22 protein-coding genes are annotated in these 26016 nt (G+C 41.9%); 1 reads left to right on the plus strand and 21 read right to left on the minus strand.

Annotation, left to right across the window (positions count from 1 at the left end; translation table 11 throughout):
- Window positions 1-81 precede the first annotated feature (81 nt).
- The 16 genes from AC0YN6_RS02930 to AC0YN6_RS03005 all read right to left on the minus strand — a co-directional run bounded on the left by AC0YN6_RS02930 (window position 82) and on the right by AC0YN6_RS03005 (window position 20193).
- Entirely contained in the window at window positions 82-969 is an 888-nt protein-coding gene (locus tag AC0YN6_RS02930; protein WP_475744993.1) for a helix-turn-helix domain-containing protein, read from the minus strand.
- Between the two features lie 36 nt (window positions 970-1005).
- Window positions 1006-2424 (minus strand): sulfatase family protein, encoded by a 1419-nt coding sequence (locus tag AC0YN6_RS02935; RefSeq protein ID WP_475744994.1) that lies wholly within the window; start codon window positions 2422-2424, stop codon window positions 1006-1008.
- Window positions 2421-3011, minus strand: a complete 591-nt coding sequence (gene cysC, locus AC0YN6_RS02940) for an adenylyl-sulfate kinase (RefSeq protein WP_475744995.1) — start codon at window positions 3009-3011, stop codon at window positions 2421-2423. Before cysC ends, AC0YN6_RS02935 begins: the two co-directional genes overlap by 4 nt.
- Before the next feature lie 2 nt (window positions 3012-3013).
- Window positions 3014-4012, minus strand: coding sequence for a Gfo/Idh/MocA family protein (locus AC0YN6_RS02945; protein ID WP_475744997.1), 999 nt, complete (start codon window positions 4010-4012; stop codon window positions 3014-3016).
- A gap of 38 nt (window positions 4013-4050) precedes the next feature.
- A complete protein-coding gene (locus AC0YN6_RS02950) occupies window positions 4051-5439 on the minus strand; it encodes a sulfatase family protein (RefSeq protein WP_475744998.1) in 1389 nt (462 codons plus the stop codon).
- Window positions 5440-5452: 13 nt separating this feature from the next.
- Window positions 5453-6256, minus strand: a complete 804-nt coding sequence (locus AC0YN6_RS02955) for a sugar phosphate isomerase/epimerase family protein (protein WP_475744999.1) — start codon at window positions 6254-6256, stop codon at window positions 5453-5455.
- A 30-nt stretch (window positions 6257-6286) separates the two neighbouring features.
- A complete protein-coding gene (locus tag AC0YN6_RS02960; protein ID WP_475745001.1) occupies window positions 6287-7393 on the minus strand; it encodes a Gfo/Idh/MocA family protein in 1107 nt (368 codons plus the stop codon).
- A gap of 303 nt (window positions 7394-7696) precedes the next feature.
- A complete protein-coding gene (locus AC0YN6_RS02965) occupies window positions 7697-10867 on the minus strand; it encodes an ATP-binding cassette domain-containing protein (RefSeq protein ID WP_475745002.1) in 3171 nt (1056 codons plus the stop codon).
- 76 nt (window positions 10868-10943) lie between these two features.
- Window positions 10944-11357 carry an SRPBCC family protein gene (locus AC0YN6_RS02970; protein WP_475745004.1) on the minus strand — a complete coding sequence of 138 codons (414 nt, stop codon included), beginning with the start codon at window positions 11355-11357 and terminating at the stop codon, window positions 10944-10946.
- On the minus strand, window positions 11357-11680 hold the full coding sequence (locus AC0YN6_RS02975; protein ID WP_475745515.1) for an ArsR/SmtB family transcription factor: 324 nt from the start codon (window positions 11678-11680) through the stop codon (window positions 11357-11359). Before AC0YN6_RS02975 ends, AC0YN6_RS02970 begins: the two co-directional genes overlap by 1 nt.
- Before the next feature lie 243 nt (window positions 11681-11923).
- The gene (locus AC0YN6_RS02980; protein WP_475745005.1) at window positions 11924-12187 is read right to left on the minus strand and encodes a hypothetical protein; all 264 of its coding nucleotides are present in this window, start codon (window positions 12185-12187) and stop codon (window positions 11924-11926) included.
- Between the two features lie 714 nt (window positions 12188-12901).
- Complete coding sequence (locus AC0YN6_RS02985) at window positions 12902-15688, minus strand: glycoside hydrolase family 3 C-terminal domain-containing protein (RefSeq protein WP_475745006.1); 2787 nt, start codon at window positions 15686-15688, stop codon at window positions 12902-12904.
- A 229-nt stretch (window positions 15689-15917) separates the two neighbouring features.
- Window positions 15918-18302 (minus strand): polyprenyl synthetase family protein, encoded by a 2385-nt coding sequence (locus AC0YN6_RS02990; protein ID WP_475745008.1) that lies wholly within the window; start codon window positions 18300-18302, stop codon window positions 15918-15920.
- A 329-nt stretch (window positions 18303-18631) separates the two neighbouring features.
- Window positions 18632-19018, minus strand: coding sequence for a VOC family protein (locus tag AC0YN6_RS02995; protein WP_475745009.1), 387 nt, complete (start codon window positions 19016-19018; stop codon window positions 18632-18634).
- A gap of 119 nt (window positions 19019-19137) precedes the next feature.
- Complete coding sequence (locus tag AC0YN6_RS03000) at window positions 19138-19797, minus strand: formylglycine-generating enzyme family protein (protein WP_475745516.1); 660 nt, start codon at window positions 19795-19797, stop codon at window positions 19138-19140.
- Between the two features lie 69 nt (window positions 19798-19866).
- The gene (locus tag AC0YN6_RS03005) at window positions 19867-20193 is read right to left on the minus strand and encodes an antibiotic biosynthesis monooxygenase family protein (protein WP_475745011.1); all 327 of its coding nucleotides are present in this window, start codon (window positions 20191-20193) and stop codon (window positions 19867-19869) included.
- A 283-nt stretch (window positions 20194-20476) separates the two neighbouring features.
- Here AC0YN6_RS03005 and AC0YN6_RS03010 point away from each other — a divergent pair, with 283 nt between their 5' ends.
- Window positions 20477-20956, plus strand: a complete 480-nt coding sequence (locus tag AC0YN6_RS03010) for a DUF2975 domain-containing protein (protein ID WP_475745013.1) — start codon at window positions 20477-20479, stop codon at window positions 20954-20956.
- A 155-nt stretch (window positions 20957-21111) separates the two neighbouring features.
- Here the strand turns inward: AC0YN6_RS03010 and AC0YN6_RS03015 are convergent, their stop codons facing one another.
- From AC0YN6_RS03015 to AC0YN6_RS03035, 5 genes are all read right to left on the minus strand, one after another.
- On the minus strand, window positions 21112-22185 hold the full coding sequence (locus tag AC0YN6_RS03015) for a Gfo/Idh/MocA family protein (RefSeq protein WP_475745014.1): 1074 nt from the start codon (window positions 22183-22185) through the stop codon (window positions 21112-21114).
- Window positions 22186-22189: 4 nt separating this feature from the next.
- Window positions 22190-23188: a Gfo/Idh/MocA family protein gene (locus tag AC0YN6_RS03020; protein ID WP_475745015.1), complete on the minus strand. Its 999-nt coding sequence runs from the start codon at window positions 23186-23188 to the stop codon at window positions 22190-22192.
- Between the two features lie 61 nt (window positions 23189-23249).
- On the minus strand, window positions 23250-24056 hold the full coding sequence (locus tag AC0YN6_RS03025) for a phytanoyl-CoA dioxygenase family protein (RefSeq protein WP_475745017.1): 807 nt from the start codon (window positions 24054-24056) through the stop codon (window positions 23250-23252).
- Between the two features lie 435 nt (window positions 24057-24491).
- Window positions 24492-25043 carry a YdhK family protein gene (locus AC0YN6_RS03030; RefSeq protein WP_475745018.1) on the minus strand — a complete coding sequence of 184 codons (552 nt, stop codon included), beginning with the start codon at window positions 25041-25043 and terminating at the stop codon, window positions 24492-24494.
- A gap of 177 nt (window positions 25044-25220) precedes the next feature.
- Entirely contained in the window at window positions 25221-25886 is a 666-nt protein-coding gene (locus tag AC0YN6_RS03035; RefSeq protein ID WP_475745020.1) for a FusB/FusC family EF-G-binding protein, read from the minus strand.
- Window positions 25887-26016: the final 130 nt, after the last annotated feature.

Raw genomic sequence — 26016 nt, forward strand, 5'->3', positions numbered from 1 at the left:
AAATAAAAAAAACCGCAAATCATGCGGCTAAATTACTTCGAACTTCATCGTTTGTTGTGCTTTGTGTACTAAGCCAATCTTTTAAATCCTCGTTCGATACTGGCGTGGGGAACAACCCGCATATCTCATGAACAGTCTGCTGAAAAAAGAGGGGTCTTCGTATCCTACCATCGTTGCGACGGATATAATTTTTTCATCTGATTCAAGCAGTATTCGCTTGGCGTTCTTGATTCGAATTTCATGTAGAACATCAAAAACGCTCATATTGAATTCTTCCCTCATCATACGGTTTAACTGCCTAGTGCTGACGTTGAATAGTTTGGAGAGTGATTGCAATGTAACCTTTTTATCGAAATTCCGTTCCAAATAACCATAGATACGCCTAGCGCCAATCTCGCGGTCCAACTGTCGCGGGGACGTATATGGATTGCTTCTTTGAAGTTGTATTAAGCTGTAATGACGAGATAGCTGAATAAGCAGTTGGATCATGTGAAGCCTAATCAGAGTCGCATGACCCAAACCATGGTGCATGATTTCGCTAATCATGCTCTCAAGCAGCATTAATATTAATGCTGCATCCTGTCCATGCAAAGTGAGGTGATGGTTGAAACGTACGTCGTGCTTCAGAAACGGGTGAACGTAAAAATAATCCATGGACCCCGTGATTTCAAGCTCATTGAGCAAAGCATCAGAAATCAACGAAGGCATAAATAAACAGTTAATAATTTCCATTCTCGCCCCTGGCTCCACGTTATAAGAATGTGTTTCTCCAGGGTTGATGATGAACACGTCTCCTGCGTTTATTTCGTAATTCGTGCCATTGAATACATGAATTCCACTGCCATGTACAACATAGACGAGCTCGACAAATTCATGTCCATGCTCGGGGACCGCCCCTTGCTCCGTCCGTGTGATCCAGAAAGGGAATTCATCCTTCATGAATCCCTTGCTTCCGAGTATTTCCTGCACCCGTACTTCACCTCTGTCTTATTAATCCATCGAACATTAGCTATGGTTTTGGACTGCTAAGTCATATAATTCGCGATTCGGCTCCCGTAACCATTCTTCCCAGCTCATACCAGCGGTCGACAATATCTGTTCGATTCGTCTCTTAAACGGTAAACCGACTTCATTTAGCTGACGTTCCATCGGATCTTCTCTTCCTGCCAGCTTGCGTGCAACCCACTCATTTAGTTCGTGCTCGAACTGGTCAGCCAAATCGGGCATTGTATCGGCTAAATTCATCAGTTCATCGGGATCTGCTTTCAAATCGTATAATTCACGTACTGGTCGATTAAATGGTCCTGAATCATAGGTTCGAATAAATTTGAAGTCGGCTGTACGTATTCCGCGGGCAGCCTGCCAAGCGCATTCGCTGAGGTATATTCTATCGTGTGTGCTGTCTGTTTTTCCATGAATCGAATCCCATAGACTTACACCATCAAGACCTTCAGGGAAAGTGATTTTGGCCCTGTCAATCCCTTCGGGAGCCTCATTATGTATTGCCTCTAATATCGTAGGAAGCAAATCAACCTGTTGTACGAGCCCTGAAACACGCCGTCCCGCTGAAATTCGACCTGGCCAACGAATAATTAGTGGAACATGAACGGTAGGCTCATACAATCCGCAATGATCCCAGTAAATGTCATGCTCCGTAAGACTTTCACCATGATCACCTAATAGAATGAGGAGTGTATCCTCTTGAATACCAAGCTTCTCCAAATGATCATCCAAATCCTTTAAACGATCGTCTAAATATTTTATTTCTGCATCATATAGTGCATCGATATATTGGCTGTCTGTAATCGGACCTACTAAATCATAATGATGGTGCTTAAAGAAAGGATATGCCGAGTGATTATAGGCCCCTTCCATACTTTTGTTCTCTGGATCATAGGGATCACGTCCCGGTTCGTAAAATTCAGGAATGTAAGAAGACGGCGGCAGATATGGCGTGTGTGCGTCCCAGTAATGTAAAAAAAGAAAGAACGATTCGTCCTTATGCTGCTCAATCCATGGCATCGCCAGATCGTTGACGGTTTTCCCATCGATCCAGCGATTGCCGCCAACACTATTCATATAGTAACGATATCCTCTTGCAAACCATTCTTTCAGTTGGTACATATTATCGACTGCCGAAGTTGTAAATCCTGCTGAACGCAGGATGGTTGGCAGCCATTCTATCGACTTTGGCAAATGTGTAAGCTCCGATCCATGTGATACGACACCAGTTGTGAGCCCTGTTTTTCCTGTGAAAATACCGGTATGTGCAACCTCTGTCGGAATATCCGCAGCGTAAGCTTTTTCAAATAATACCCCTTGTTTAGAAATCTTGTCCATATGAGGGCTCGTTTGTTTGGCATATCCGTATCCGCTTAAACGGGACGCTCGCAACGTATCCAGTGATGCGAGAATAATCTTCATATTGTAATATATCCTCCCAAGGAGCACCCTTCAAGAACCATTCTCTTGTTGTCAAACCAGGATTGAATGATATCGCTATTTTCTTCAACGGAGTAAGTTGAGGTACATATCGTAATATCGGGATTTGCCGGCTCATCGAACGGATCTGAGATTCCTGTGAATTTCTGCAACTCACCACTGCGCGCCTTCGCATACAGCCCCTTGACATCACGCTGCTCACATTCACTTAGCGAACAATTTACATATATCTCAACATAACCAGGGAGTTCGTTGCTTAGGTACTCCCTCATTTCACTATAAGGCGTAATTGCCGACACTAGTACATCCACACCATTACGTGCTAATAAATTTGCAACATAAGCGATTCGACGAATGTTCTCGAATCGGTCTTCCTTGCTGAAACCGAGCCCTTTGCATATCGTTTGGCGAAGCTCGTCTCCATCCAGCAGCTCGACTCGGCGTCCTTGCCGGACCATCTTGGACGCAACATATTTTGCAGTAGTCGTCTTTCCGGCCCCCGATAATCCAATAAACCATAATACGGACCCTTGTCGTGTGTCCATGTTTGTATTCCTCCTAAGAGTCAAAGTTAAGAAAAAACATCAATGGGAACTCCACCATTCTGATGTGACAGTATAGCAGCCTCAATGACTTCTTGAGCCGCCAGTGCATCGTGACCCGATGCTTCAATTTCATCAGGTGCAGCTCCAGCCTTAATCTGTGCGATGAAACGATTAATTCTATGCGTAAATGTATCGTTGAATCCCTGCATCCCGCCGAACAACGGATTGCGTAAAACCGTCAGTTCATCGGATTGATGGGGATAATAGGTCATGCTCTCGTACAAATTGTCGATGACGAGCCGACCCTCATGGCCGGCTACCTCGCAATACTCTATCGGATGACGCATCGACATGTCATAGCTGCCTGTCAAATGTCCCACAGCCCCTGAAGCGAATTCCATATTAATAGAAACTGTCGACCAAGAGCTCCTTCCCGGAGCCTTGGTCATGAAGGACTGCACTCTCTTCACATCTCCTCCAAAGTAACGCATGACGTCGATGGAGTGAGGATGGAGAGCCCGCATTTGCAGCCACTCCATATCGTCCCTTGAATTTTGTATAGTCAGCCGCATATTTAGGAATAGCAAAGATCCAAGCTTCCCGTTCTCCACCAATTCCTTTGCCTTAAATGCCGCGGGCGTAAAACGATGGTTCAAATTGCAGCCGAATCTGATCCCTTTCTCACGTGCAGAGCTGACCATATCGCGGGCTTCTGTTATTTGGTTCGATATTGGCTTTTCAACAAGCACATCCTTGCCTGCCTCAATAGCGATCATAACAGGTTCATAGTGATGGCTTCCATTCTCGATACCGGCCGTAGCCACAACAACAATATCAACCGGCACCGCAAGAAGCAGCTGCTTTAGATCAGTAAAGTAAGGAACACTATACTCTCGACCTGCAGCCTCAGCCCTGTCCTGCAGCAAATCACATACCGCGGCAAGCTGCGTATCGGGATGCTGCTGGTACGCTCGGCAGTGAATTTTTCCGATATGATTAACACCTACAACAGCAACTTTAATCATTAGAACCTCCCTTACCTCCAGCGAGGCATCAACCTCTTCTATTTTTTCTTTTCTTTCTCTTGAAGCGAGCGAGCGTTCACGATAGATCCGATATGAAGGGAATCGTACGCTTCCTGGGAAGAGGTAAACGGCTTACCTTTGCCATGCCAATTCAGGTTGGTATAAATTGGATTGACTCGACCCACTTCCTTCTCGCGACGGGCAATATATTCATTCATCCGCTTTGTGAGCATAGTTACGACATCAGGTTCTTGATCTGCAACGTTTACGTTTTCTTCGGGGTCCTGTATCAAATTATATAATTCTACTTCCGGCTTAAAATGAAAGTCAGGTTCAAGTGCACAAATGAGCTTCCACTCCTGTGTACGCCAGCCATGTTTACGCATCCATGTGCATTCAGTGATGTAGAATTCACTAATATGTTTTATATTTTCATCGGTCATCATTTTAGTCAAGCTTCGTCCGTCGAATGCAATATCTTTATTCACATCAAGCAGTTCAAGTATAGTTGGCATAATATCGGATATGAGAGTCACGTCGGACACTCTTTTTCCCGAAGGCACACGACCGGGGAATTTGATAATAAGCGGAACGACAAGCGTGCTGTCATACAATCCATGATGGTCGAAATAACATTCATGCTCATACAACGTCTCACCATGGTCGGATGTGATCACAATAAGAGTTTCCTCTTCAATACCAAGCGCACTCAGCTTGACGAGCAAGCTTTGAATGCAAGCATCCATGTAGGCGATCGCCCCGTCGTATTGGGCCGTTACATAATGATGATCTGTGACGTCTTCAGGAATCCATGATTTCAGAAAATCAGCAAAAGGCTTAAACGAATAGACCGGCTCCATAGAATTATTGGAAGCATCTTTCTCATCAGCACCATAGAAGATTCGTTCATACGGCTCTGGCGGTAAATATGGCGAGTGTGGATCCATGTGGCGCAGAAATAATAAGAAAGGTTTTTCCTCAGCAGCAAGTCGATCAAGCTCAGGAAGGGCTACAACATTAAGATTCTGTGCCTTAGGTGTGCGGCCTGTTTCGTCTGGCACCCAGGATTCATAATCAAGATAGCTCTGGAAGCCTCGGGAGGATGGATTCCCCGTAAATCCAATACAAGTTGTATTGTAGCCTTCCTCAGCTAACACCTCTGCCAAAGTTTGAAGGTGTTCCCCTAGGGGACCCTCATGCCTTAGAGCGACCACGTCAGTTGCAAAAACGTCTTTCCCAGTCAGCATTGAAGCATAGGCAGGTGTTGTCGGAATGCTGGGGCTAAAATGTTTCTCAAATAAGACACCTTCACTAGCAACCTTATCTAAATGAGGTGTAGTTAGCTTAGAATAGCCATAAGAGCTCATATGATCACTGCGCAAACTATCAATTCCAAAAATGATAACATTAGGTTTTTTATTGGACATGATCGATTTCCTCCTAGCGAGCGTTTAGTTTTTTTAGACAAGCGTTTAAATATCCGTATGATTCCGCAGCGACAATAGAGACTTGATCAAGTGAGTGATCTGCTCCTGCACCGATTACTTCTAATACAACTGGACCATCATACTTGCCATCAACCAGTGCTTTGCAGTAGCCGAATAGATCAATCTCACCACGGCCACAAGCCTGCATTTCAATCGGTCCAGGACCTTGCTCTCTGCCTTTGCAATCGCGTATATGTATATGCTTCACTCGGTTCAATACGGCAGGCAAAGCTACCTCTGCATTTTCACCAGCTCTGTGGATGTGGCTAGGATCCATATCAATTCCGAATGATTGAGATGATATTTCCGACATTGCTCTAAGTGTCGTCTCCGTATTATAGATAGCGCTTCCAACATGAGCCTTAACACACAGCTTAATGTCATAGGAAGCAGCCCTTTCTGACATTCGAGCTAACGTTTCGATGGAAGACTTCAGGTCTTCTTCAACGCCAAGCTTACCGCCAGGCCCAACATTAATGATCGGGATTCCTATTTCTGCTGCTGCCTCGAAAGCATGAAGCAATCGTTCTTCATCTAAAGATGCAACTTCCGTAGATAAAAATACAAGACCATTCTCCTTAACGATACTTTGGAGCTCGTTCTTCTGCGCTCTCCAGCGGCTCAAATCTAAATGCTCACACATGCCTTGTATAGCTGCGATTTCAATCCCGTCAAATCCGCAACGTGCGATTTGCTTTGCTGCTTCGGCAAAGCTAAATTGTTTAAACAACACTGAGTTAACACCAAGCTTGATCATGTAAGGTGAACCTCCTAAATTTTTTTGGTATTACATCATAAACAGTGGATCACCATGCAGCGGCGGAAGCGGATGCGGTCTTACAAGTTCTCCGCCACGCTCATACGATTCCTGAACCGCATGCACGTATTCCAATACGGCTAAAGCATCTCTACCGCTTGCGCGCAGTTGATCCTGAGATACTTTGTTTGAGACATCCTCCAGAAAGGCATGAAGTCTGTTGTTAAATGTTCTGTTGAAATCTTGCGTTCCGAAGTCAGTAACCTCAGCCTGGATCGGAGTACTAATTGCCGGAATGCCTTTTTCCGCTTTCCAGAATGAAACTTTCTCTACACAGTTTTCGATACAGAATGTACCTTTTGATCCGGCAACCTCAAGACTCCACCAGCCGCCGAGGCCATATACCGCATCTCCCCGCTGACTAAGCAGGTAACCAACGCCTCCATTGGCGAATTTCACGTGAATACTGTTGATCGAAACCATGACATCCCCAGCGTTGCGACGAAAACCTGGACGATCTGAGAAAGTTTGAATATGAGTGATATCCCCGCAAAAATGACGCATAACACTGAATGGATGGGTAAGGAATGCTCTCATATGGAAATACGGATGGCCTTTGACCTTCGGAGAACCAGCAAGACCGTAATTCTCTTCGCCGCCGTTAAAGCCCATTTTGGCAAGGCAATAAACAAGCTCTCCTACTTCGCCGTTATCCATGTACTGCTTCGCTTTCTCCGCAGGCTGTGAAAAATAATGATTCAGATTACAAGCAAGATAAACCTTATGCTTCTCAGCAAATGCAACAAGCTCACGGCCCTCACGGACATCGTTACAGAGCGGTTTTTCGACCAGTACATGCTTGCCATAGCTTATTGCTTCCATCGCCGGTTCGAAATGCCAACTCCCGTTGTCAATACCGCCTGTCGTGACATCAACGACCTCAATGTCCGGCTCTCCTTCGAGCATTTCCTTCAGACTGTAGTACGCCTTGACACCATGCCGTTCCGCAGCAGCGTCCGCACGCTCCTTAACAACATCACACACCGCTACAACATCAGCTAGCTCGTCTTCTTTATAACATTCTGCATGGTTATTCCCAATCCCGTTCATACCGACAATTCCGATTTTTATCGCCATTCTCGAGTTCCCGACCTGAGCCTTAATCAGCTGGCCGGAAACTTCACCACCTTTCTATCTCATCAAAGTTTTTGGGGAACTGTTTCTACTATCATCATAATCAACCTACAATTCAGTTTCATGGCTGATCGGGACAATAATCGATTCGATCGGGACCATTTGAAAAAAAACGGCATCTCTGCCGTTTCCAAGATAAGTGTAGTAAACGAAATATGGACAAAAAAAAGGTAATCCTCGTGTAGTTTTTTCTACCACTCCGAGGATTACCTTTATAATTATAGATTCTGTTTTAATCAATCAGATTTAATTATTTTGCTCAAGGTATTGGTAAATTGCCATCAGATCTCGTTTATTCAACTCACGAATACGATTGAATATTGGAATATCTGCAACTGCCTCAAGATTTAAGCTGTCAGCAACAACCTCGCTTACTTTTCCAGTTAGCCATCTTTGCACGTCTATGCCGTCGACAATTTCCTTTCGTCCTTCATCATTGATGCCACTTGCATAACAACTAACACATGGGACTGATAATTTATACACGCCATCGTGGAGCCCATCTTCCGAAATTACTTTCTTCCCTTTACAGAATGGACATGGATGACTTGCTTTAACTTTATTGATTAAAGTGACGATTTTTTTGTAACCGAACGCTTCATAGACATAGGTTAGTTTTTTGTATTTTCCATTGGTGAAATACTTATCAATGATGGTTTCTCTTGTTTCAGAGATATTGTCAAAATCACAAATGGTGATCCGGTTATTCATGCTAATGGATTCGATACTGCTGCTAATATTGGCCCAGAATGGCAGGACATTTTGTATAACCATTTCATAGTGTGCAAAACTTGCCAGTTCTAGTTCAAGCATTTTCAGTGCAACTTGTGTTTCCCTAGGCAATAGAGAGACATCTTCCGTCAGAACCATATCGCCGCCTACAATGGCTTTCATTTTTTCCAGCACCTGTAATTGCCCTACGGTTTTTATGGCTTGATCAATAGGCTGCTGAATAATCTCACGAATATCCGTGTCACCAAATTTTAGCTTTTTGTGATGATTTAGGACGGTTCCTTGACAGATTGGACAGGTAATCATTTCTTTGGATTCTTTTATATGCTCTTTTATAAGAGATTTAGATATGAACATATAGGTCCCAATGATTTTATTAAAGCCTTCCCAAGTCCTTGATGCCTTGGTTTCTTTATCATAGAATGACTTTTCCCAATACCCATATAAGAAGGTATGTTTTTCTGCTTCTGTCATCTCATTATAACTTTTGCTTATATCCTGACCGAGCTCATTCTTAATCTCATCAAAGATGAAATGTAATTTTTGAAATTGATAAAATTTTAAAATCTCCATCACATCAGGATGCAATAAGCCATCCCAGAAAGGCACGGTTTTGTCCTTTGTAACAACGTCAAAATCAAATTTTTCAATGACTCGGCGGCCCGAGCAGCATGGACAATGATTTTCTTGATAATAGAAATCGAAGCTGCTCGTATCTTTATTGGTTGGATGCGCCGCCACAATATGGTTGATCAAGCCACCAATTTCATAGAGAAAACTATATTGACTATACAAGTGCCGTTCCAGATCAATGGCGATGACCGGTGCAATGGTTTCAGATTCGTATTCACCATAAATTAGACGGGCCATTGATGATAAGCTTTTTAAGATACCGCCCTTATAGACGTTTTCTGCATGTTTAAAATAGGCAATATGATTTTCTTTTAAGTAGTTAATTCCACTTTGTTGATTGAGTGTTGAAGAAATATGCAATGGAGCGACACGATCTGCACTGTTTTGCCCACGATAATAATCATCATGACTGACAACATCAAGATGCTCCACAGGCGCAAGCTGTCTTTTACCAAAATCAACGATATAATCAGAGCTTTCTAGCATATACGAATGATGTTCAATCAAAATCATTGAGACGAATTCATCCTGTAGAATGACCCTAATACTATCAATGAATTGATTTAAAATATTTTGTGATAAACCTTTTGAAGGCTCGTCAAAAATAAAAAGCGTATTTGGGTTTCTTGAGCCTGCAAACAGCTCAGAAACTAAATGGACACATTGAAATTCACCCGTGGATAGGGACTGTGTTTTTCTTTCCAACGTCAAATAACCAAGTCCAAGTTTGATCAATAAGCTCAAGCGTTTATGAGCGACGTCTTCATTTGGCAGTTCATCAATAATATCTTCAATCGAGCGCTGAAAAATATCATCAATTTCATCACTATACTTTGTGAGCTTCCTTTTAACATCAAGAAAAGTCGCAACGGTTGACCGACTGGTAATCGATTGATTTCGATCTTGACCAACCATTACCAGTTTATCTTTGGGATATCGCTTCAGAAAATCTTTGGACATACATTCATTGACAAGTGTAGATTTACCACATCCAGACTCACCCGTAAAAGTTACAACTCTGTTTTTGGGAATTTGAATTGCAGCCATTTGAATATTACGACAATAAAGATCTTGAAACTGGTAATATTCTGTTGGTGTTGCCTCATTTCGTTCTCCTTTGATAGGTTTTGGACGTGGTGATTCTTCAACAATTTTCCCGCCGTATTTACCACTACCAGGTCCAAAGAACACATGCTTATCCGCTGCATCGAGCACCGTGTCAGAATGGTCTATGAGCCAAACCTGATTCTTATACCCCAATTGTTTAATCTCTGTTAAAATTTTCAATAGTGTTTGGTGATCAAGACCTACAGAGATTTCATCAATGATAATAACAGTATTTTCACTTGCTGCCATGAATTCTGCCAAGTAAAGCCTTGTTACTTCTCCACCTGACAATGTACCCATAATGCGATTTAATGTTAAGTAACCAATATTCATATTGATTATATTTTTTAGAATTTTTTGTTTACCTTCACTAATCTTTAAAATTTCTGCAAGTGAAAAAATAGTTTCAATACTAAAGTCGTTGATATCGGAAATACTTTGCGCTTGATCAAATAATTCAAATGTATATTGTTCGACTTCATGATTATAGCGCTTCCCCTTACATTTTTTACATTCGACATTTTTAGTAGTTCCGCGACCTTTACAATCGGGGCACCAGCCTAATTCATTATTAAATGAAAAAACTTCAGGTGATAGATTAAATTTTTCAGCAAGAGTAACACGAATCTCTGTAAACACGCCAGTATGTGTGCCAATTGTTGAACGAGGATTTGAAGAAATGGATGATCTGCCTAGAAAAAGTACAAGCGGCATTTCTTCCATCTTGATGGAACTGAAATTGGTTTCCATAATGTTAGGAAATAAATACTGGTATTCAGCCTTTGGCAATAAGGAAACGAGACGCTTCTTGGATTCTTCACCAATCGTTTGACAGAAAGTTGTTTTACCAGATCCAGACAAACCAGCAATTCCTAACGATTGATCTACTGGTAGTACTGCATCTAATTTGTTAATATTGTTCGCAATTAATTGATTTATTTTCAAAGTGATATCCGCTCCATTCTCATTAAAAAATGACGCTTTCCGTGTTCCGGAAAAGCGTCTGATTGTAAAAAAAGCTCTATTGTTGAAGTATTGTTTCGAGTTGTTTACCCATGTGCTTCCAAGCAGCATTTGCTCCCTCAATGGCTCCTACTCGTGCTTTTGTTTCTTCACTAAATCCAGATTGATCAAGATGCAGATGGATCGTTCCATCTGAACCTTTTTTCAAAGTCCATGTAACCGTAGTGCTTTCTCCAGCACTTACCCAAGTGTATGACAATGTATGAGGCTCTTCCACTACGAGTACCTCGCAATCTACAATACCATTCCACCATTCGGAAGGCTTTGCACGAAACTGAAATTTATGTCCAACGACAGGCTTAAAATCATTATCCCAAATCCATTGTGCAAGCGTATCCGAATCAGTTAAAGCGTTCCATACCTTCTCGATTGAACTTGTAAATTGATAATCTAATGATACGTCCGATTTCATTATTTTTCCTCCAATAAAAGTTTTAGTTTATTTATTCTTTCATTCCAAAATCCTTCGTAAAATGATACCCAATCTTGAATTTCCTTCAACGGAGCAGCATTCAAACGATACCTCGTTTCTCTGCCAACCTTATGAGAAATTACGAGATCTGCATCTTTAAGGATAGCCAAATGCTTAGAAATCGCTGTGCGACCCATCTCAAAATGAACGGTTATCTCATGTAGAGGTAAGTCTTCAACAGCGGCCAACATTTGAAGCAATTTCCGCCTTGTTGGATCGGCAATAGCGTCATAAACATCCCTATCTTGGCTCTTATCGTTCAAAATCACCCCTACCTTTTCATTATCATTTCCTGTAGTATAACTTACTAAACTTTATCATAATCTAATGAGACACCTTTTAGTGTCTTATTGAATTATAAGACACCAAAAGGTGACGTGTCAAGTTTCCTTTATTTCAGCTTTAATGGAAAATCCTTGATAAAGAAAGAAGGGGCTGTCTCATTAGTAGGTCTGCTCGCTTGATGAAGAAATAGGTAAAAAAAAGAAATGGCGGTGTTGGGGTGGTTATCCCTGCACCGCCATTTCTGGCTTTTGGTCGATTGCGGCCTTCTTGAGCAAATTGTGGGAAAGCGAAATCCACCCGGCTTCGAGACTCACCTTTGGCAGGACTCGAAGCAGAAAACGCCGGAATCCCCGGTTGTTCTTTATTTGTCCGAACACAGTCTCTGACTCATCGGTCGGGCGTTGTTGCAAGCTGTACCCGATAATGAACTGGTTTTCCGTTCCGATCTGCACATTGTAGCCAGGTTTGAGCTGGCCATTTCGCATGTGATCTTCTTTCATTCGAATAAAGGTAGCGTCGGGGATCGGTCTTGCTCTAGCTGTTCAGATCGCCAAGGAACTCTGGCTTGACTTCATATTTTTGCAACCGTAGGAGCAGATCTTCACGGAGCACACTCACCGCTTTTTTAAGAGGCTTGTCCTTCAGTTGGGATTGCTGTTTAGTTTCTAATAAGAAATTGAAGCACACCTGTGAAGACGGTTTCCAGCACGTCTTTCATACGCTCGGAACGAAAGCGATTAAGCATCCCTTGCCCCTGTGTAGAATTTGGTCGTTTTCAGAGAAATAAGTCTAGTTTCTAGACTTATTACTGATAATCCGGCGGTTTAAAGGCACATTGGCGGAATAGGTGGCATAATAGATCTAGTTTCTAGATCTATTTGTGTTGAATTGGTCGTTTTCAGAGAAATAAGTCTAGTTTCTAGACTTATTACTGATAATCCGGCGGTTTAGAGGCACATTGGCGGAAAAGGCAGCATAATAGATCTAGTTTCTAGATCTATTTGTATTGAATTGGTCATTTTCAGAGAAATAAGTCTAGTTTCTAGACTTATTACTGATAATCCGGCGGTTTAGAGGCACATTGGCGGAATAGGCAGCATGATAAATCTACATTTGTTCTAAATAGAAAGGATCTATCCCATCGTCATCTTTGATGGCTTTTGGGACAGCCCCCTGCTGCAATCTTACTAAACTTTAAATTACACTTTTTTAAATTCGATCCAGTCAATTTGCAAGCCCGGTTTGGTGAAATCAAATTTCATTTCATAAAGGCCGATTTCCAGCTCAACTTTCACAAGCTTCTGTATGAACCATCTGCCGTCTGTTCCATTTGTTTGAATGGTCGTTACTACTTGATCGTTCAGTAACAAGTTGCAAGCACTTTGAGCCAGATCATTTTCCGGGGACATCATGTTGACAAAGACGCGATATATACCGGCCTGATCAACATTGATGATTGTCGATCCTGCTGCATCAGGTTTAGCCTGATCATTCTGGGTGAATAGTTTCTCTTTCTCACTTGATAGTGAGGGATTCGCCTTGAACATTTCAACTGTTTCTTCGATCACTTGTTTTCTGGAGAACACAGGTGCATTCATAATGAACTCGCAAATATTAATCGCGCTGCGCTGCAGTTCTCCACGAGTTAGAGTACCATTTGCCAATGATTCAATCGTATTGTCTCCATAAGCATTGGTTTCCGAACCATAGTTGCTGACAACCATATAAAGATCGTTTTGTGCGCGGACCATCCAGTTTGTAAATTTACGATCTGCAGGTCCTCCTTGCACGACATCGTTCATGATGGCCCACCAGTCCGTCATCACGATACCTTTGAAGCCCCATTCACCGCGAAGAAGTGAAGTGTTCAGATCATAGTTGGAGGCTGCCCAATGACCATTAATGGGATTGTATGAGGTCATAATCGAATTTGCTCCGCCTTGCTTAACCGCGATTTCAAAGCCTTTCAAATAAATCTCACGAAGAGCACGCTCCGACACAACCGCGTTTACTTTACTGCGATGTTTTTCTTGGTTATTACATGCAAAGTGCTTCAGTGTAGCATTTGATCCGCCTTTCATAATACCGCGTGTGCATGCTGCTGCAATTACACCAGAAATTAGCGGGTCTTCGGAAAAGTACTCAAAGTTGCGTCCATTAAGTGGACTGCGGCGAATATTCATGCCTGGTCCTAGCAAAGCGTCCACATTGTTGCGTAACAATTCTTGGCCTTCCATGACGTAAAGCTCTTCAACCAATTGTGCATTCCAAGTTGCGGCAAGCAGAGTTCCAATAGCAATCTGAGTCGCCTTCTGCCCGCTGTCCATCCGAATTCCAGATGGGCCGTCTGCTGTACAAGCAACTGGAATGCCGAAGCTGTAGAGACTGTCACTTACACCTCCGAAAGCTGACGCCGTACCTGGAGTAACCAAAGGACTGCTCATACCTTCGCCTCTGACAATTGCGGCTAGATCATGATCGTCGAGTTGAGCTACAAAAGTTTCAATGCTAACTTTTTGATCATAGACATCTCTCAATTTGTAACCTTGATCGCCAGTTTGCTTCAGTGTTTTGGGAAGATTAATCTCAATCCGTTCTGCCATAGAAATCTGACGTGTCGGTACTTCAGCAGAGACAAGTTCATATGAACCATCTTCCTTACGAGCTCCAGGCTTCATTCTTGTGAAGCTTTCTGTAGGTGCCATTGCTTCTGCTAATTGCTTCACTACTTGGAGCTCTTTAATCTCATAACCGTGCTCGCCGTCTACGCCTATTTCAACTAATTTTTTGACACTGTTACCAACAAATAAACGATAGATACCTTCTTCAAGGACATAAGCAGAACGATTGCCCGTTACACCGTTGTCATCATAGGATGCCATCGAATGAACAGGGAAACTTACAGTAAGAAGCTGCGATTCACCAGCTTGAAGTTCTTTTGTCTTCACGAATGCCGCCAACACTTTAGCTGGTTTACCCAGCTTTCCTTGCGGTGCTTCAAAATAGACCTGAACAACCTCTTTGTCTGCATAAACTGTGCCCGTATTTTTTACGGTTACGTCGATTTCAATGGTTTTCGCTCCATCTTTGTCGACCAGTTGAGCTTCCTCGGACATGATTTCGAATTGTGTATAAGATAATCCAAAACCAAATTCAAACTGAACTTTTTGTGGGCAAAACGTCTCGAAATAACGATATCCAACATAGATATCTTCCTCGTAAATGCTTGTAAATTCATGGCCGTAATTACGCGTCGATGGATAATCTTCAATCGAGTAAGCAATCGTATCGGTTAGTTTACCGCTCGATGTAACGTCACCAGCTAGTACGTCGGCGATTGCATTGCCGCCCTCCATACCGCCCTGCCAAGCGTAAATTACAGATGGAATTTGGTTTACATAACTTTCATCGTTCATCCAGCTCATATCGATAATATTCGATACATTCAACACAACGACGGTTTTCTCAAAATATGTAGTTACTTGCTTCAGCATGGCCTTTTCATCTGCTGTTAATTGGTAGCTTCCGGGCTCATTGGCATTATCTTGATCTTCTCCTGCTGTACGACCAATTACAATAATGGCTTTATCGGATTTGCTTCTTGCCGCAGTTGCCAGCTCATCAGTTAAAGGCATTTCTGCTTGATGCCATGGCTCAGCAGCCCAGCCTCCACCGCCATTATCAAAAGGATTTTGTTCAATCCATTTTTCATATACCGACGCTAGTTCTTCGTTGACCTCAACGTTCTTTTTACTGCGAAGCCCGTCTAACAGATTGGTTGTATAGGAAACATGAACACTACCGCCTGATCCTGTACCGCTGCGATAATAATTAATTTGAGTTCTACCAAAAACGGAAACTTTATCATTGTTCTGAAGAGGAAGAACTTGTCCATCATTTTTTAACAGTACAGAACCCTCTGCTGCAACTTTTCTACTAAATTCAGCAAAACCTTCTAATGGAACTCCTAATGATTGAATACTCATAAAATGCCTCCCTGTTTTCATTCGTCTTGATGTCATTTCATTCTCGGAATTTCCAGAATCTATCGAAACGTTTCGATTCAGTATATCATATGAATATACCAATTTTAAACAAGATTATTGTCTAATTTAATAGATACCTGAAAGCAGATTTGTGAAGTGATAGCAGGTGAACGCAAATAAAAGAACAGACCGTCAATGTATGTTGGCGATCTGTTCTTCTTAAACCATTTTAAGAGTCACGGGTGATAATGAAATTCAATAAATGCTTCAGAAAAGCAGATTTGTACGGTAATCGTTTCAATTCTTCCACTGCGAGGCAGTAGTGTTCCCACATCTCTTTTCTTGCACCTTCCTGACCAAGGATGGTCACAAAAGTCGAATTGTTGTTTTCAACATCTTTGCCGGTCGGTTTGCCGATTAAGAGCTGATCTCCCTCTGAATCAAGCAAATCATCCTTAATCTGAAAGGCGATGCCCATATGATAGGCGAATTTTTTTAAAGTCGCCATTTCCGCTGTGTTAACCTGAGCAAGAATGGCAGGCATAACGAGAGAAGCCTCGAATGCAATACCTGTTTTGTAAAAACATACTTTATTCAATTGCTCCAGCGTCAATGCTTTCCCTTTGGAATTTAGATCCATCGCCTGACCCATGCACATTTCTCCCGCCGTTTTCGACGAATATTGCATCAAGGCTAGAACTGTTTTAGCATCGAACCCGTCAATTGACGATTGTTCTTCAATCGCTTTCTGGATTAGAAATAAGCCCGTTAATTCTGCAGTAGCACTATTATGCACCTGATGTAGAGTTGGACGCCCTCTTCGTGAAGAAGCATTATCCTGTGTCGGTAAATCATCGAAGATCAAGGATGCGGTGTGCATATATTCCAACGATCTTAGCAGCGGAGCGATAGCTGAAGCCTGCAGTCCGTATTCCTTTACGCCCATAACCCAAGCCAATACAGGCCGTAAACGTTTGCCATCCCCTTCGAGACTATAATTGGCTGCATCAATCAGCGAATTTTTCATAGGAGAAATCCCGTTTTCATTAGGAATATGCAATAGGTCGTTGATCTGCATGCGGACCGATTTGATCGTCTCCAAAAAGTTATCCTTTTCTTTGCGGTTGTTTTTCAGATCAGATACCACATGATCCCGAAGCAGCTTATCGAAGAAATCAACATCATCCGCTTTTCGAACCATTTGCTGGACGAGCCGATTGAATTCTGGATTTCCGGAGGCGAATACATCCATTAACTCATTATACTTTTCGATCCCGATGCGTTTCTTACAACGTTTAAGCCCGTTAATGGCTCGATCCAGAATCACATCACGGGTCTTTTCGTCAGAATGATAGACGTTATGGATCAAATGGGAAATGACAGTCCAATATAATTCAAAGGGATTTACAAGATCCGAACGTTGACGATGGTATTTTAAATAATAGGTATAGGGCGTCACTGCCCCGTCTCTCATATCATCAAATATATCTGCAAAATCATCTGCAAGCTGATTGTATATGCCATAAAAGAATGTCCGATTATCAAAACCTTCATCCTCGGAAGCGCTAATGACAGAACGGACAATTAATCTTGAAGAAGAAGATTTTAAAATGATAGGAATATAAAGCTCTTCGTTTGTGTATTTCTCATTCGAAAGATCCTTTACTCGGTCAATATGCTGGGAATGAAAAAACACATACGACTGCTCAAAAAAAGTATGCTGGGTTTCTGGCCGCTGATATTTCTTGATATACTCAAAAGCTTCGCTGAGCTCAGCATGCACGTAATGGATTAGCTCTTGGTTATTTCCTGTCCAATCGCCTAATTCCGGTACCGTTCCACTTATAAGCGCTTCACGTATCATACGTGAATATTGTTCTTTCTCCTCTGTATTTAACACCCCAGAGTCGAGAAGATCATCAATAAAAGGATAGGTCAAACCATAGGAATATCCGAGTCTGATCGCTTCATCAAGCCTTTGTGCTCGCTCTGAAGGCAATATTTTGTCGTCCATTTCTTCAATCACGTGCAAAATAACACCGATAATAATTTTTATTAATTTGCGTTGTGCTTGCTCCGCATTCATTTCCTTCGGAATATTGGAGGACACGCTTTTGAGCTTATTAATTACCCATATCGTTGCGTTCTCTATGCTTTCCTTCTGGCCCCAACGATATAATGCTGCCAAACTCAAAAATTCTGGTTGTTCTTCTTTGTTTGTTGCGCTGGAAGGAATCAAGTGTTGTTTCACATCAGCAACTACACGTTGAATTCGGGTCCAGGTATCGGGAGAATCTAGAGCTTTGCCTAAATCCCTCATATAAATATAGGAAACACTACGGTTCAAGTAATCATCTAGTTTTCCTGTATAGCTCAAATATTGAATATATCTATTATAATCCTGGGAATCAGGTTTTTCCTTTCTTAGCGAAAAAAAGGACAGTAATGAATGCTGATGAATATGTTTCTTCTTCCACAAATGAATATCTTCTGTCAGGGCTGGCACGTATGACTTCTCCCTAACCTGACCATAAAGTGAAACATAATATTGAGCAGCCTTCTGCTCAGCTAGCCGATACCATGTATCGGAACGATCTGTAAATTGCTCATTCATACGACGGATTACCTCGACTTCTATTTTTGATTAACATGTATCCATTGGGGGAGGAACAGTAGGAACAGTTCTCTCCATGGATAGAAACTGATTTGAAGTCATAGCGCAACAATTTCGTGGAATCATGTTTACATCTGTATACGTGAAAAAGTGTATTGGGTTACGTAATCGATATGAAGGTAACTACATGGAAATTTGAGGATATGAAATAAATTCCACTTTGAACAGTATGTAAAAGAAAAAAACGCATACTTCATGCGTTTTTTTTTATTGCGATTTTGTAATATGTATATCTGACTAAAGATATGCCATGCAGTAGCATTTCACCACTAAACTGATTTCTTTTCCATAACTGCGAAGTAGTTGTTCTCATCGTCGGCAAAGTTGAATACTCGGCCCGCAGGCATGTTTACCAATTCTCCGACCGTAATCCCTTTACCCACAAAACCTTGGAACAGTCCGTCTAAATTGTCGCTATGGAACATTATGGAAGGGGTGTTTAAGTTAAGCTCCGGCTGCATTTGTGCAATGAATTGCTTGTTATGAAGAACGAAGGTCGTTTGTGCTCCTTGTGCTGGAGAAATTTCAATCCATCTGAACCCTTGACCGTTGTCTTCTTCTGCAACGACGATAAAGCCTACCTTTTCTGTCCAAAACTTTACTGCTTGGTCTTGATCATTCACGTAAAGCATAACTTGGCCGATTAGATTGATCATGTTTTACACTCTCCAATATTCATATAACAGCAATTGAGCTCGCGAGCCATAGACATAGGCAATAAACAGAATAACGCTGTTATTTTAATATTATCAATTTTTATATTGGCAGACAAGCACTAGGCTTCAGATCCATTCCATGTCCGGGCAAGGCGGAATCCGAGGTCATCGATCCCAAATGTCGGGTGGCTGCGACGACGGCAAGTTGAACCACAGCCTCTAGCCTCCTCAGCCCAGCTGCCGCCGCGAAAAATTCGGTAGGTGCCATATACTTTCTCATCATATACATCCCAGCACCATTCCCATACATTACCGAGCATGTCATACAGTCCCCAAGCATTCGGTTCTTTTTTTCCGACTTCTTGGAGTTGTCCTCCTGAATTTTCATTGTACCAAGCGATCTTATCAAGTTCGCCGTATTGATATGCTGCAGTTCCTGCTTTACACGCGTACTGCCACTCTGCTTCTGAAGGAAGGCGATAGCCGTCAGCATCCCAATCACAGATGATTTCTTCACCATCATGGCTAACAGAATAACATGCTTTCAATCCTGCTTTCTGTGAAAGTAAATTACAGAACGAAATGGCATCATTCCAAGAAATATCAACAACTGGTTTCTGTTCTCCGTCTGATGATATGAGTGATTTCTCAGTAATCCTATAATATAGTCCCGCAGTTACAGGATACGGAGCAAGTAGGAAAGGCTTTATTTCAGCCTTCCACTTACTTTTTTTTCTATCATCTCTTAAGTCAATTACTCCGCCAGAAATCTTTATCATGGGATAATCTAGATTGCTTGACAAGCTGCCTTCCTCCTAATCTCTAGGCAAATTCAATGCTCATTGGGTTTAGACTTTTTCAAATCCATAATCCCGTTCGACCAAACATACTCTTGTTTTATAAGAAAGGTACCAATCAGATCTACCTTGTCTTTGAGCAATCAAATGTCGTTCGTTTTGTTTCCAATGTTGAATCGCTTCGAGAGAAGCCCAGTAGGAAACAGTAATCCCTACACCTTCTCTAGCACTTTCTACACCTAAAAATCCAGGTTGGATGGCTGCAAGCTTCACCATTTCATCTGCCATTTCTGCATAGCGGTTATCCTCATCTGTTCGTTCAGATGTAAAAATGACGGCATAATAAGGGGGTTGTGGTGTTTTAGCAATCTCACTCATGACTTTACCTCCGATGTTTGGTTATTACTTTATTTACAATAACGGATAGGATAAGCCAATGTAAAACTCTTTATTGTTAAAATAAAGGCTATGTTAAACTTTGTTGTAGATATTTGATTCATGTGAGCTAACGATAATGAGAAATGCTTTTTTATTTTTTTCAAAATTAAAAGGGAATCTCAAAATAACAATAATAATATAATAAAAAACAGTTTATATTTATTGTGCAACGATAATTTATATGCTAAAATCATGTTGTTATTAAATAAGCGAGGTGTTTTAAATGAATGTTAAACGAGGTTCAACCACTTTCTTAAAGGTAATTATTTTTCTGGTTGGAATCGCAGTGCTTGCCTTGTGTATCTGGTTGCCTGAGATAGCCGTTAGAGATGCAAGGGTACATTCAGATACAGCTTACTTCCTAATCCCATTTTTAGTATGTGCATACGGATTCTGTATTGCATTTTCTGTTGCGTTGTATCAAGCATATAAACTACTAACCTACATCGAAAAGAACAATGCTTTCTCTGAATTATCCCTTAAATCATTGAAGATAATAAAGAAATGTGCTTTTACAGTCATTTTCCTCATTTTGTTAGGTGTAGTAAGCTTAAGGGTGCTTGCTCAAGTTACAGATAGTGATGATGCAGCGGGTCCTACATCATTATGTCTAATGGGTATTTTAGCAACATGTATCATTGCAGCTATTGTGGACGTACTTCAAAAGCCATTAAAAAATGCCCCAGATATAACAGACAACTAATTTATTTAACTACGGGGACGATAGCTCAATGAACCGCCTTTTCACCAAGGCGGTTTTCTTATGGTCAAATATCAACATTAGAATTTAACATAGCCAAAATAAAAAAAAGGACAGGCTTTATACAAAGTCTATCCCTTAATTTATTTAGCTAGCCGTTAATCGAAGTAAACAGTCTTCCCCGTTTCAGCAGATACATATACAGCTTCCAGTATAGCGGATACGACCATCGCTTCTTTAGGATTAACAAGCGGTTCAGTATCGTTGACGATACTGCTGATCCACTGCTTAGCTTCATATTCGAAATCCGTCATATTTTCTCCTCGGAAGTGCTCTCTTACGTTCTTATCAACGTCAATAACGTTAATGAATAAGCTGCCGTCCCTTTCACCATTTATGCGTAGACCATCCGTAAAATCAGCGCCGCCCTTGGTACCGCATAAATACGATCCATCAGGTTTGGCAACATTAAGCGCCCAACTGGTTTCAATCGAAACGACGGCGCCATTTTTGAATTTCACATAACCAAAGGCGGAATCCTCTACTTCAAACTGTTCTGGATCCCACGAGCCCCATTCATTTGCTGCATTTTCCGTATCCTTTAATTTGTGAAATACACTGCCTACTACGCTTTCTGGCTCATAATTGTTCATCAGCCAGAGGATGAGATCGAGCGAATGGGTACCGATGTCGATCATAGGTCCTCCGCCTTGTTTCTCCTTATCTAGAAATACACCCCAAGTAGGAACACCTCTTCGCCGAGTCGCAACAGCTTTGGCATAATAGATTTCACCAAGTTCATCATTGACGATCATCTTTTTGAGCAGCTGCGCGTGTGCTCTGCTGCGATTCTGATAGCCGACCGTCAGCTTTTTTCCAGTCCTTAGATGAGCCTCGTACATTGCTTTCGCCTCTGCACCGGTCTTCGCCATCGGTTTCTCGCACATGACGTGCTTGCCTGCTTCCATCGCATCGATTGAGATGGCGGCATGCGAAATATTCGGTGTCAATACATGAACGACTTCAATTTCTTCCATGGCGAGCAGCTGTTTGTAATCCGTAAATACTTTCGCACCAGCCACCCCATATTTCTCAGCACCTTCTATCGCCCTTTCTTCAATTAGATCACAAAAGGCGACCATTTCCACGTTATTCAACTTAGCCAAACTTGGCATATGCTTGCCGTTTGCAATCATTCCACATCCGATAATACCTACTTTAACAGTCCGCATTGGATTATTCACCTCCCAATTGGTTGAATTCAACTGTTCTCTTCTCTCGATGAGCGATGTAAGCTGCTTCAAGCAGCGCCGTCAGCTTCGTTCCATCTTCCAAACCAAATGGCATCGGTTCGTTGTTTAAGAGACCATTCACCCATTGGGTTAGCGGGAGAGGCTGCTCCTTAGGCAGCTGACTTGGAGAAATCCAGCCTTGGAGCGATGAATTAGCTTGCTTGGAAGTGAATTTCACTGTATCCCCGGAGATGATTAATGTCCCTTCCGTACCATAAAGTTCGAACGCGGATGGTGTATTATAGGTGACTAGGCTAGTTTCTAGCAGCGCCACTGCATTGCCCTCAAATTCAATCGAGCATTGTGCATTATCTTCAACGGCTCGACCTGTAAAATGGCTAAACATTGATGTTATGCGCTTTGGTTGTCCCAGCAGCCAGCTTGCCAGATACATAGGGTGGCACCCGAGATCCATCATAGCCCCCCCGCCTGCTTGATTCTCGTCGTACCAATATTCTGGCAGCCAATTATTTAAAGCTCCGTCATGGCCATTACGAATACGAAGAAGTGTAATTGCTCCAAGTAATCCCTCGTCCATCAGTTTTTTTGCGAACAAGTGATGTGGTCTTGTACGAGCAGGGAAAGAAATACAAAACTTGACGCCAGCCTTCTGAACGGCCTCCGATATTTGATCACATTCCGCTACAGTAAGTGCCATCGATTTCTCTGTGAAAATATGTTTACCCGCATTTGCTGCGGCAATCATCACTTCAGCGTGCCTGCTGGTAGGTGCATTGATGACGACAGCATCCACATCATCCCTTTGAAGCAAAGCATCCAGATCGGAATGAAATTCAGCTCCGAGCTCTACAGACCATGCACGACCACGGTCTGTATCTTCATCCCACACAGCTGTAATATTTACAGTACCAAGCGATTGTAAGTGTTTTGCATAACCCTCCGCATGAACATGCCATTTGCTAATCATTGCTACATTCAACATTTGATTATCCCTCCATATCAAAACTATGAAATTTAGTAGTAATGCTTTATTTCAAAGTATATTAATTCTCGAATATGGAAGCAGGGTAACCGGCACCGAATGGCGCGTCAGGCCGCGTGTATTCCCCCGCTAGATATCTGCGTACAGGCGTAGTTCGATCCAAATAGTCCTTGTCGTTCGTAAACCGATCAGAGAATCGAACCCAAGGTGGACTGTAAATATAATGTGCAGTATAACGATCATAGTCTCCATCATGCATGTATGTACGATGCCAAACGGCGTTGTGGAAGAGCAATACTGATCCGGCGGGAGCACAGATAACTTGTCCAATCGGCAAATCGTCTTTGTTGCTGCGAATGTCTGCGGGGAGCGGCACCTGCGCGCGGTGGCTGCCAGGAATCATTTCCATGTTACCCATCCTCGGTAGAGATTGATCGGTGAGCAGAAATGATGCGCGAAGCTGCAATAGAGGGATAGGGTAAGCTAACTTATTGAAATCATAGGCACCAGAGCCGTCTTGATGCCAACCGCCTTGGCTTCCAAATGCGGGCTGCTTCGTACACCAAGCCGATTGAAGAATGAAACGGTCGCCATATAATGCTCTTACTTTCGGCAGAACAGCCGGGTGATCAATTAAGTTGTCAAGTGACTGTTCCGTCTCAAAGCCTCGTCCAACCTGAGCCCATCCCGTTGTTCCTTCTCTCTCATGCAGGCGGATAGCAGCCTCCAGACATTCTTGTGCTTGGTCAGCTGTTAAAACATTTGGTATGACTAGATAACCCCATGATTCAAACATAAAACGGTCAAGCTCTGTAAATTCGCCGGGTTGGGAGATGGCGTTAATCCCTTGGTACTGATTCGCATTCATATGACAGTCCCCTGACTAAATGAATTGAGTTCGAAGCGTTAGTACAAATTAGATTGAGCTCTAGCATGACCTGACAAGTGCAGGCGATAATATGAATATCAAACGATCAAATCATCTCCACCTCCCGCATGTAATAATCATATATATAAAATATGAACAATAAAATAAATCATGCCTAAAAAACGAAGATCATTCACGTAATTTTCAAGTTAAGTTATTAAAATTTAGTCTTCAATGGTCCGCTTTTACGTCGAAATGGTCATGTAGTTGTTTGAATCAGCTGTCTGTAATCTAAAATCATATATGTTAAATATATACAATTGAAAAAATTTAAAGATATTGGTCTAAATAATCAAAAAAAAGAGAAGGAGCTCCGAAGAACTCCTCCTTTTCATGTCATTCACGCTCATTATAGAGATTACCGTCAGATGCTTTTTATTTACTTGAAAGCTCACTTTCTGTTACCCATTTATGATTAGTCATTTTTTCCCCACCAGTAGTCGGAACATAATCAAACATGTAAACAGTTGTTTGCTCTGCAGAATCAATGATAGCTGTTGCTTCATTCATTCCAACCATATGGTCTGCTTGTATGACGACCTCTGACCCCGGTTCATAAGGCTTTTCTCCAGCATCTTTAAGCTCTTCATGAATAACCCATTTATGATGGGTCACTCTTTCTCCACCGGTAGTTGGGGTATAAGTTACGGCATACGCAGTTGTGCTGTAAGCACCTACAATCGTTGCTGTGGCTCCGTCCATCCCTTTCATGTGATCAGCTTTTATAATCGCTTCACTTCCCACTTTGTACGTTGGGTTATTAGCTTCTTTTAATCCTTTAGGAATTTGACCTGTACTCGAGTGATTCATTGCTGAATGGTCTACATTTTGATTGATGTTTACTGGTTTCTCATTATTTGAATCTTTACCGCATCCACTTAGTGCAATCAATGCAACGACACTAATTAAAGCCAACTGTTTTTTCATATTGTAAAACACTCCTCTAGATATTTGTTTATGTGCGTTATTTACATCATACCCCCTCTGGGTATTTTAAAAACATAATAATATAAGTGTAACCTGTACTTTTGAAGATATTGTGAAGACAGCTCCGAATGCACAAAAAAGAGAGGCGCCAGTACGATCAGGTGCCTCTCTTTGATTTTATGATTCGTATTTTCCGAGTAATTGGCTAATGAATTTTTCTAACACGGTGATATCCGAGATGTTTTTGTTGCAGGTGCCGCTGTCTACACACATATAATTTCCGATCGCTTTGTAATAATCAGGGGAAGCATTAGCTGGCTTCGACTTCGTAAGTGCAGTGAATAACGCAACCTCTTCATGCCGATTACACAAAAAACAGGTGCTCTTCTTATTTGTGGGTGTAAACTTCCCTTCAATGCCAATGAGCTGTCCGTCATAATAATACATCAGGAATAATCTATTCGACGCGATATCAGTCCAGCCAATATACGTTACATAACGGTAATCAACATCAGATAGATCGGGAACCTTCAGTTTTTTTACCTTCGGAAACAGTTTCTTAATCTGTGCTGCCGTCACTTCCATAAATTCCGTCATCAACGGATTTAATGAATGCAAAAACTGCTGGATATCTTCCGTTTTATTCAACGTCGAGAGCTTCTCCAAATGTTGCTTTTGCAATTCCGTCACTTCCGGGAAAGCTTCAATGATTTTAGTATGCGTGCTATACCTAACAGCTTCTACTACTTTCTTGTCAGAAACAGAGTTGATCGCTGTTTGAAGCAAATTTGCCTGCTTCTTTATGAGATTATATTGATGGTTTCTAATAAATGGATTATCCATTGCTTTTTCGCCCCTAATTTTTATTGGAAAAAATAGACGGTGCAAAGCCGATTATTAGAAACGATATGAGCTATTGTGGGCGAAATTATTTCAGTCCGGCCCCATGCAAAGTATCGCCCTTCTAATAGGC

It is taken from the genome of Paenibacillus sp. J22P15 (genome assembly GCF_056269345.1).